Here is a 10,700-nt window from a genome sequence, read left to right as displayed (position 1 = left end):
AAGAAATACCTTCCCGAAAATCCAAAAGGTTTCTTTTTCGGTGCAACTGAAAATGAATTTAATTTTGGAAAACTATTGGGTGATAGATTTAGATTCTGTTTTGTATGTTTAAATGAAAAATCACCTTCTTTCGCAATGTTAACGATAGAAGAACTTGAAAAAATCATAAGAAATAAGAGAATTCAATTTCAAATTAACTTATAAGGTTTAAGAATTCATCAAATCCTCAATCTCAAAAATACCAATATTTTCAACATTACATTCTACTTATCACCTCAGATTTTAACCAATTAAACGCTTCGTTTTGGTTATAGTCTATTTCAGGTCTTAAAAGTGCTTCCATATCTCCTGTAAAATCTGGATCTTGCTCTTTTGCCTCAATATTAGATAAAAATTCCTTTTGGCTTGGTGGTCTATTGCCTGTAGAAAATTCTGTATATACTTTAAAACAGTGGATAATGTCTTCAATATTAATTGACATATTAAGTCTGGCATAATCTAAATCAAATAAATCGCGTCCCTTACTGCGTTGGTATAATGCTCTTAATTTTGTACCTAAAAGTTCGTTAATACTATAGGTTCTAATATTGGTTTTGCCTGTAAACCATTCACTTTCTACTTCAAAAGGGAAATCTACCCAATCTAAAACATTAAAATGTTCCTTGCAGTTAATCTCTAATTTTAAACGTAGTGGAATACCTTCGTATTCAGAGGTGAAACGGTACATAGCTTTTGCGCCATGACCTCTAACTTGTGTGCTTCTTGGTTGTTCGAAAAAAGTGATGACTTCCGCTAAGCGTTTCATAATTGGTTTTATAGGTCCTGGCTTAATTTGCACCAAATCAATGTCTTCAGAATATCGTGGAGCCGGATTGAGATACAATTTATGTAATGCTGTGCCACCTCTAAATGCTAGATGCTCCTTTAAAAAATCATCAGAAAATATAGCAACTAATGCTCTGCTAATCACTAAATCTTGCTCTACTTGGGCAAATTGTTTCCATGGAGCATGTGCTTGCCATTTTGCGATATAAGGTTTTGGAATCATAAGTCGCTTTCTAGTTTAATGTTAATGTCAACCTTCCATACATTATTTACAGCACCAGCTTTCTGTTTAGACCTTGGGGAGAGTAGAACAGGATAATATGATGTTTGTTGCAATTGCTCTAAAACGGGTTGCGTTAAATGTGTATCTGCATCGAGTTCTTCTAATAAAAAACCAAAGCGTTGCCAAGTACTTTTGTAAGGATACCAACTTAGCAAATCTTCAATGTCTTTTTTGGTGATGACTTCTAACAATTCTTCTAAAACAGCTAACATTCTGTTAAGGCCTCCTAATTTTGTTTGATGATGAATAAGGTCTATAGCTGTTAAAGCAGGACTTGAAATATTAAAAAAACCTGCGTCTCCTGTTTTTTTAATGATGTTTTTTTTAGGCCACTTTACGGTTGTGATAAAATTAATATGAACCGCGTCTTTTTTAATGTCGTAAAGCTTGGGTTGTTCTATCATTACATAATCTCGCTGAATTTGTTGGTGACTGGCTCCATGAAATTTTGCCGCAGAATAGAATCCTAGATAATAATTTCTATTTAGATAGTTGAAGAGTTTTTTGGCATAAAGCTGGATAGGAACTTGCCCAGATGTAGAATAACGCGGAGGAATGATAAGATAGAACCCTTTTCTAAGACTTACAATATCTCCTTTTTCAACATACCTTGAGAGTTCTCTTGCAATTGCAGTCTCACTTTTATTACTGTTAGATTGTAATTCATCTAATGAGAATGCATATTCCTCATAGGATAAGCGTTGGTTAATATAATCAGATAGCGTCATCATCTTAGTAATAATTTGAGAAAGATACCGTTTTTAGGTAATAATTTCAAATTATTACTAAGATTTTATTCAAGAAGTTAAAATTTAACCATTCATAATATCCTCAATCTCTTCAATTTCAATTGGGATATTTCGCATTAAATTAAAAGGTTCGCCTTTCTCTTGTATTACTACATCATCTTCTAAACGAATACCAAAACCTTCGTCTGGGATATAAATACCAGGTTCTACAGTAAATACCATATTAGCTTGCATAGGTTCGGTTAAAATCCCGTAATCGTGTGTATCTAATCCCATATGGTGAGATGTACCATGCATAAAGTACTTTTTATAAGCTGGCCAATCTGGGTTTTCGTTTTGTACATCAGCTTTGTCAATTAAGCCAAGGCCTAATAATTCAGAGGTCATTAGTTTGCCAACTTCGATGTGGTATTGCTCCCAAAGCGTTCCAGGAACTAGCATTTTTGTTGCTGCATCTTTAACACGATTCACCGCATTATAAACCGCTTTTTGTCTGTCGTTGTAACGTCCAGAAACAGGTATAGTACGCGTCATATCACTCGCGTAATTGGCATACTCAGCACCAGCATCTATAAGAATTAAATCGCCTGCTTTACATTGTTGGTTGTTTTCTATATAGTGTAAGACATTGGCGTTGTTTCCTGAGCCAATAATTGGTGTATAAGCAAAGCCTTTAGAACGGTTGTTTAGGAACTCGTGCATAAATTCGGCTTCGATATTATATTCCCAAACACCAGGTTTCGTGAATTTAAGTACACGTCTAAATGCTTTTTCAGTTATAGTACACGCATTCTGAATCAGGTCTAATTCTATCTGATCTTTTACAGAACGCAGTCGTTGCAAAATAGGATTGCTTCTTGCAACGCTATGCGCAGGATATTTGTCTTTTAGCCATTTTGTGAAACGATCTTCGCGTGTTTCAGTTTCTACATTAGCTCTGTAATGTTCGTTGGTGTTAATATAAACGGTATCGCATTGGGTCATGATTTCGAACATGATTTTCTCCATGTCTTGCAACCAGTATACGGTCTTAATTCCGCTAGTTTTTAAAGCTGCTTCTTTAGTTAGTTTTTCACCTTCCCAAACTGCTATATGTTCGTTGGTTTCTTTTAAGAATAAAATCTCACGATGTTTTTCTTTTGGAGCATCAGGAAACAGTACCAAAACACTCTCTTCTTGGTCCACACCACTTAAATAAAAAATATCGCGATGTTGCGCAAAAGGCAATGTGCTATCTGCACTTACAGGATAAATATCGTTAGAGTTAAACACGGCTAAACTACTTGGCTTCATTTTAGCCATAAAGTTTTTTCGGTTTTTTATAAAGAGGTTGCGGTCTATTAAATCGTATTTCATTTGGTAAGTGTTTATTGTTATAACTCTGTATTATGTATGCTTAATTTATGTTTTTCTGAATGTATCAAACTCTACTTTGATAGCATTTTTAATTGAAAAAAATAGAAGCCTAAAGGTACAGTCTTTCTGTTAAACTTTAAAGCGGAATTTTGCGGGTTTTATCTTTAATGAGTAAATTCATGCCACTAAAAAAAACCAACAACATGTCATATTCAAAATTCCTTTCGTTTGTACTATTTGTAAGCTCATGTTTTGCATTTGCGCAACAGCCAGCAACGTCTGCTGAAACCATTAAAGAAGCTTTAGCGCAAAAAAATACCATGACCCAATCATCACTGGTTAAAAATGTACCGTTTAAAAATATTGGTCCAACGATAATGAGTGGTCGAGTGGTAGATTTGGATGTCAATCCTAATATGCCTTCAGAATTTTATGTAGGTTATGCCTCAGGCGGTGTTTGGCATACAACAAACAACGGAACAACATTTACACCAATTTTAGACAGCTCAGATACTCAAAATGTTGGTGATATTGCTGTGCATTGGCCAACACGAACGATTTATGTTGGTACAGGTGAGAATAACGCATCGCGCTCGTCTTACGCAGGTATCGGGATTTTAAAATCTACTGATAATGGAAAAACTTGGTCTAATGTTGGGCTTATGGATGCGCATCATTTTGCGCCAATTTTAATTCATCCAGATAATCCAGATGTGGTTACTGTTGGTGTTACTGGTCATTTGTATTCGCCTAACGAAGAGCGTGGAGTTTATAAAACAACTGATGGAGGAACAACTTGGAAACAGACTTTGTTTGTAGATAATATGAGCGGAATTATAGACTTACAAGTGAGTCCTAAGAACTACAATGTAATGTTTGCGACATCTTGGACAAAAGACCGTAAAGCATGGAATTTTTCAGGAAATGGAAACAACTCAGGAATATATAAAAGTACAGATGCAGGTGAAACATGGACAAAGGTTTCGACTAAAGGAAGTGGTTTTTCAACAGGTGATGGAGTGGGTAGAATAGGTGTTGCTGTTTTTAATGATAATGTGGTTTATGCCGTTCATGATAGTCAGTTTAGACGACCAGATGAAAAGAAGAAATCTGATAAACGTGGTTTAACAAAAGATGATTTTAAGACCATGTCTAATGCAGACTTTTTGGCTTTAGAGGATAAAAAGTTAAATGGATTTTTAAAGACCAATGGTTTCCAAGAAAAATACAGAGCAGAAAGTGTAAAGAAAATGGTTAAAGCAGGAAATGTTAAGCCAATTGATTTAGCGAAGTATTTAGAGGATGCCAATTCCATGTTGTTTGATACTCCAGTAGTAGGAACTGAAGTTTATAAAAGTACAGATGGAGGAAAATCTTGGAAGAAAACACACGATGATTATTTAGATGGTATCTATTATAGTTATGGTTATTATTTTGGTCATATTCACGTTTCTCCCGTAGATGAGAATGCAATTTATATTTACGGAGTGCCAATTGTAAAATCTAAAGATGGAGGTAAATCTTGGACATCAATAAGTGCTGAAAATGTACATGCAGATCATCATGCACTTTGGATTAATCCTAAAAACCCAAATCACCTAGTAGATGGAAATGATGGTGGAGTAAATATTACTTATGATGATGGAGAAAATTGGATTAAAAATAATTCGCCTTCAGTTGGGCAATTCTATGCTATAAATGTGGACAATGAAAAGCCATATAATGTATATGGAGGTTTACAAGATAATGGTGTATGGATGGGAGCACATAATGCTCGCGAAAATAAAAGCTGGCATCAACAAGGACAATATCCTTGGAAATCTATAATGGGAGGAGATGGTATGCAAGTACAGATAGATTCTAGAAACTCTGATATCGTGTATACAGGTTTTCAGTTTGGTATATATTTTAGACTAAACCTTGAGACAGGTGAACAGACAAATATTCAACCAAGTCATACACTTGGTGAAAATCCATATCGCTTTAATTGGCAAACACCAATTTTATTATCATCTCACAATCAAGATATTTTATATTTAGGAGGCAATAAATTAATGCGTTCCATGAATCAAGGTAATGATTGGGAAGCCATAAGTGATGATTTAACCAAAGGTGGTAAAAAAGGAAATGTGGCTTATGGAACGTTGGCTTCAATAAGTGAAAGCCCATTTCAGTTTGGATTAATTTACACAGGAAGTGATGATGGAGTTATTAGTGTTACAAAAAATGCAGGAGGCAGTTGGACTAGCATTACTGGAAATCTACCAAAAGATTTATGGGTAAGTAGAGTCATTGCTTCCCAACACAAAAAAGAACGTGTTTATGTGACTTTGAATGGTTATCGTTGGGACGATTTTAAAGTTTATGCATATATGAGTGATGATTATGGACAAAACTGGAAAGCTATTAGTAGTAATATTCCGGCTTCTCCAGTAAATGTAATCAGAGAAGATTCGGCATCAGAAAATATTCTGTATTTAGGAACAGATAATGGAGCTTATGTGTCTTTTGATAAAGGTGATTCTTGGGAAGTGTTTTCTAATGGAGTACCAAATGTAGCTGTACACGATATTGTTTTACATCCAGAATCTAATGACTTATTATTAGGCACACATGGTCGAAGTATTTACAGTGCTAATATTGCACCATTACAGAAGATGAATTCAGATTTGAAATCAAAATCTATTTCAATTTTTGATATCAGTTCTGTACGTTATTCTAGTCGTTGGGGAAGTACTTGGAGTAAGTGGCTAGATGCTTATGAACCTGAAAAAACCATTCAATTTTATAGTGTATCATCAGGTGAAAAAACGATTAAAATTCTTTCAGAAAACGGAGCGGAATTGAACAGTATATCTGTTAATGCAGATAAAGGCTTTAATTATGTAGACTATAATTTAGAATTAACCAAAAAAGGACGTAAATCATTAATGAAGGAGGATACAAGTATAGATATTAATGAAGCTAATAATGGGAAATATTATTTACCAAAAGGCGTTTATACTGTACAAATAGATAATGCAAAAACGAAACTAGAGATTAAATAATAACAGTCTATTTGTTTCTAAATCAACAGAAAAATGAAGATTCAAAAATATATATACAAGATGGGTAAAAGGTTCAACTTGCTTTTTATTGCTTTATTTACACTAGTTGTTTCATGTGGAGATGATGATTCGCCTTCAGAAACAAATGAACTACGATTAATTATTAAGCTAAATTTTGATGCCAATCAACAACGCTTGGATAATTTAGGACAACCAGCAACAATTCCGAATGGAAATGCAGCTCAAACTCCTATCGTTCAGAAAATGAGTGCCAATTATATTGAGTTTGCGCCAACAGCAACAACACTTTTAGAACAAGGAGAAATTATTTATAAAGGAGCTGAAACTAATGCTGGTGGAGCGATGGCAATTGATTTTCAGCAATCCATTTTAGCTGGTGATGATGATGTTTTTTTAAGTATACCCTTAAATGAAGTAGCAACAGGGTCTTATGAATGGGTTAGAGTATCTTTAGCCTATCAAGAAGGTAATATTGTAGTATTGAATAATGGTTCTGAAATTATGGGAACTCTAGCAAGCTTTGTAGGTTATAATAATTATATCACTTCGTTTGACTTAAACGGAAGTGATATTACTGTTAATGATGATGTACTACAAGGTTTTTGGGCTTTTGAGGCTTTAGGGTTTACAACGCAAGGCCAAGCGCCAGAAGGCGCAACGACAGTACCAAACCCTTTGTTTGCTACGTCGCCTGTTCCTGATGGATCTTGTGTGGTAACAGGTCAATTTTCTAATGCATTTACAATAACTGGTAATGAAACTGAAGACGTCACAGTAACTCTTTCTTTTTCTGTTAACAATAGTTTTGAATGGACAGAAGTGAATGCAGATGGTAAATATGAACCTACGGCTGGAGAACAAGTTGTGGATATGGGACTTAGAGGATTGGTTCCGAGTTTTACTAATTAATTTTCTAATGTACGTTTTGTTTTAATTGACACTTCTTTTACATTTTTTTGACACCTTTTTTCTGATGTTGTAATAACTTAGCCTCATAACAAGTGTATTTAAAAACACGAGCTAAACTATCAATCAATCATGTTAAAGTATTTTACTTTTGTCGTTTCATTTTTTATCATTTTCAATTTATCTGCCCAAGAAGACACTACAGAGCAACTTAGAATTTTTTTAGACTGTAATGTATGTGATAGTACTTACTTAAAACAAAACCTTGGGAATGTTCAATTTGTAAGAGATCAAGATCTTAGTGATGTTCATTTGTTTTTTGTAACTCAAAGAAACGGTAGTGGTGGCCGAAATTATGATATTGATTTTATTGGTAAAGGCGATTTTGAATCTATAAAGTATAAACTTAGTTTTTCTACAGATTCTAATATGACTAGAGATGACAATAGAAAACGTGTTTTAGAAAATATTAAATTGGGTTTAGTCCGTTTTTGGATAGCAAAAGGAACAACGACAGAAGTTGTAGTAAATGTGCCTACACCAGAAAATGAAGAAGAGAAGATAGAAGAAAAAGACCCTTGGAACTATTGGGTGTTTAGAGCAGGTGCAAATGGGTTTTTTGATGGTCAGGAATCGAGCAAATCAAGTTATTTAAATTTTAATATCTCAGCAAAACGTGTAACGGATAAGAATAAGTTTTCATTTAGAGTAAGTTTTAATGAGAACAAGTCCACTTTTACTTTTGATGATGAAGATATTGTTGCTATAAATAACAGTAAATCGCTAAATATAAGTGATGTTATAAGCATTAATGACCATTGGTCTTATGGGTTTTTCGGTAACCTTGGCGCTTCTACATTTAGTAATTACGATTTATTTTGGAGGTTGAGACCAGCTATAGAATATAACTTTTTTAAGTATTCTGAATCTGCGAAAAAACAACTGATTTTATCGTATAGAAATGGCTTGTATTTTAATGATTACATAGAGCGCTCAGTATTTGCAGAAGAAAAAGAACTCTTGTTTCAGCATTCATTTTTAATTGGAGGTAGTGTTAGGCAAGAATGGGGAAATATTAATGGAGAAGCATCATTTAACCAATTTCTACATGATACAAATTTAAGATCTTTTGGTTTTTACATAGGAGCAAGTATCCGTGTTTTTAAAGGCTTCAATTTTAATGTAGGAGGGAATTACAGAATTACAAGAGATCAAATAAACATACCAGCTCTTGATGTAACTTTAGAGGATTTATTATTACAACAACAACAGCTACAATCTGGCTATAATTATTATGTTAGCGTGGGCTTTAGTTACCAATTTGGGTCTATCTATAATTCTATTGTGAATCCAAGATTCAACTTTTAGATTAAATTCATTCTAAATAATTAATATATAATACAGCACAGTTGGCAATACGCCAATTGCGCTGTATCTTTGTAAGACCATTTATTATTACAGTGAACTTTAGTGATAAATGGGATATTACTAACCATATAAGATTAGATCTACAATGAGCGGAATTCTAAATTCGTCGATTGGAAGAAAGTTTGCCATGGCACTTTCGGCACTCTTCCTAATGATTTTTGTACTACAACATTTTGCAATCAATATCCTTTCTGTAATTAGTCCAGACACTTTTAATGAAGTGTCTCACTTTATGGGAACATTTTGGGTGATTCAATATGTTATACAACCAATATTAATTATTGGTGTTATTTTTCATTTTGTAATGGGTTTTATACTCGAAATCAAAAATAACAAAGCAAATGGTGTTAAATATGCTAAAGATAATGGTGCTGCTAACTCTACTTGGATGAGTAGAAACATGATTTGGAGTGGAGGATTTATTCTGGTATTCTTAATCATTCACTTTATTGATTTCTGGTTTCCAGAAATTAATACAAAGTATATTATTGGAGACATGTCTGGGATGCATAATGGTGAGTTCAGATATTTTCATGAACTACAAGAGAAGTTTGTTCCTATATGGAGAGTCGCACTTTATACTGTTGGTATTGTGTTCTTGGCACTACACTTATTACATGGTTTCGATTCTGCATTCCAATCTATTGGAGCAAATAATAAATACACTAAAGGAATAAAGGGATTTGGAAAAGCATACGCAATTTTAATTCCATTAGGTTTTGTAATCATTGCGTTATATCACCATTTCAATCACATTCATTAATACTTGTAAAGTATGGCTTTAGATTCAAAAGTACCAAAAGGTCCAATTAAAGATAAATGGACAACCTATAAAGATAAAATCGATTTAGTAAATCCTGCCAACAAACGTCATATTGATATTATTGTTGTTGGAACAGGTTTAGCAGGTGGTTCTGCAGCAGCAACTTTAGCAGAATTAGGCTATAATGTAAAAGCGTTTGCTTATCAAGATTCTCCTCGTAGAGCGCACTCAATTGCTGCTCAAGGTGGAATTAATGCCGCAAAGAATTACATGGGAGATGGTGATTCTACATACAGGTTATTTTATGATACTGTAAAAGGTGGTGATTATCGTTCTCGAGAAGCTAACGTACATCGTTTAGCTGAAGTGTCTGGAAATATTATTGATCAATGTGTTGCTCAAGGTGTTCCTTTTGCACGTGACTATGGTGGATTATTAGACAACCGTTCATTTGGTGGTGTATTAGTATCTAGAACGTTCTATGCTAAAGGGCAAACAGGTCAGCAATTATTATTAGGTGCATATTCTGCAATGAATCGTCAAATTGCTCGAGGTAAGATTGAAATGTTTAACCGTCACGAAATGCTTGATGTTGTAAAAGTTGATGGTAAGGCAAGAGGTATTATTGCTCGTGATTTAATTACTGGAGAAATAGAACGTCATTCGGCACATGCTGTTGTTATTGCTACTGGTGGATACGGAAATGTTTATTTCTTATCAACCAATGCAATGGGTTCTAATGCTACTGCAGCATGGAAAATTCATAAAAAAGGAGCCTATTTCGCAAACCCTTGCTTTACGCAAATTCACCCAACATGTATTCCGCGTTCTGGAGATTACCAATCTAAATTAACGTTGATGTCAGAATCATTACGTAATGATGGTAGAATTTGGGTTCCAGCAAAAATAGAAGATGCTAAAGCAATTCAAGAAGGTAAATTAAAACCAACCGCAATTGCTGAAGAAGATAGAGATTACTATTTAGAACGTCGTTATCCAGCCTTTGGTAACCTTGTACCACGTGATGTAGCATCAAGAGCTGCAAAAGAACGTTGCGATGCTGGTTACGGAGTTAATGCAACAGGTGAAGCTGTATATTTAGATTTTGCTGCTGCTTTTGTACGTTACGGAAGTGAGCAAGCTAAAATTAAAGGAATTAAAAACCCTTCGGAAGAAGAAGTTATAAAATTAGGACAAGGAATTATTGAAGAAAAGTATGGAAATTTATTTCAGATGTATGAAAAAATCATTGCTGAAAACCCGTATGAAACGCCAATGATGATATATCCTGCAACACACTATACAATGGGTGGTGTTTGGGT

At 34.2% G+C, this 10,700-nt stretch carries 9 protein-coding genes; 6 read left to right on the top strand and 3 right to left on the bottom strand.

Annotated elements, in window-relative coordinates:
- Positions 1-204, top strand: a 204-nt coding sequence (locus QZZ53_RS15295; RefSeq protein WP_296386286.1) for a hypothetical protein, incomplete at its 5' end; no start/stop codon positions are given.
- A gap of 52 nt (positions 205-256) precedes the next feature.
- Here the strand turns inward: QZZ53_RS15295 and QZZ53_RS15290 are convergent.
- The 3 genes from QZZ53_RS15290 to QZZ53_RS15280 form a co-directional block, all read right to left on the bottom strand.
- Positions 257-1,048 (bottom strand): nucleotidyl transferase AbiEii/AbiGii toxin family protein, encoded by a 792-nt coding sequence (locus QZZ53_RS15290; protein WP_296386284.1) that lies wholly within the window; start codon positions 1,046-1,048, stop codon positions 257-259.
- Positions 1,045-1,839: a type IV toxin-antitoxin system AbiEi family antitoxin gene (locus QZZ53_RS15285; RefSeq protein WP_365940762.1), complete on the bottom strand. Its 795-nt coding sequence runs from the start codon at positions 1,837-1,839 to the stop codon at positions 1,045-1,047. The genes QZZ53_RS15290 and QZZ53_RS15285 overlap by 4 nt, the downstream gene beginning before the upstream one ends.
- An 81-nt stretch (positions 1,840-1,920) precedes the next feature.
- Positions 1,921-3,213, bottom strand: a complete 1,293-nt coding sequence (locus QZZ53_RS15280) for an aminopeptidase P family protein (protein ID WP_296386282.1) — start codon at positions 3,211-3,213, stop codon at positions 1,921-1,923.
- A 203-nt stretch (positions 3,214-3,416) separates the two neighbouring features.
- On the opposite strand from QZZ53_RS15280, the gene QZZ53_RS15275 reads away from it, so the two are divergent.
- The 5 genes from QZZ53_RS15275 to sdhA form a co-directional block, all read left to right on the top strand.
- A complete protein-coding gene (locus QZZ53_RS15275) occupies positions 3,417-6,260 on the top strand; it encodes a glycosyl hydrolase (protein WP_296386280.1) in 2,844 nt (947 codons plus the stop codon).
- Between the two features lie 33 nt (positions 6,261-6,293).
- Positions 6,294-7,190, top strand: a complete 897-nt coding sequence (locus QZZ53_RS15270; protein WP_296386279.1) for a hypothetical protein — start codon at positions 6,294-6,296, stop codon at positions 7,188-7,190.
- A 129-nt stretch (positions 7,191-7,319) separates the two neighbouring features.
- Positions 7,320-8,555 carry a hypothetical protein gene (locus QZZ53_RS15265; protein ID WP_296386275.1) on the top strand — a complete coding sequence of 412 codons (1,236 nt, stop codon included), beginning with the start codon at positions 7,320-7,322 and terminating at the stop codon, positions 8,553-8,555.
- A gap of 145 nt (positions 8,556-8,700) precedes the next feature.
- A complete protein-coding gene (locus QZZ53_RS15260; protein ID WP_296386273.1) occupies positions 8,701-9,378 on the top strand; it encodes a succinate dehydrogenase cytochrome b subunit in 678 nt (225 codons plus the stop codon).
- Positions 9,379-9,390: 12 nt separating this feature from the next.
- Positions 9,391-10,700 (top strand): succinate dehydrogenase (quinone) flavoprotein subunit (gene sdhA, locus QZZ53_RS15255; RefSeq protein ID WP_296386271.1); only part of this gene is annotated, 1,310 nt, incomplete at its 3' end.

The organism is Winogradskyella sp. (assembly GCF_016744625.1).
Taxonomy (GTDB): Bacteria; Bacteroidota; Bacteroidia; order Flavobacteriales; family Flavobacteriaceae; genus Winogradskyella.
This window is presented reverse-complemented; position numbering and strand designations above follow the sequence as displayed.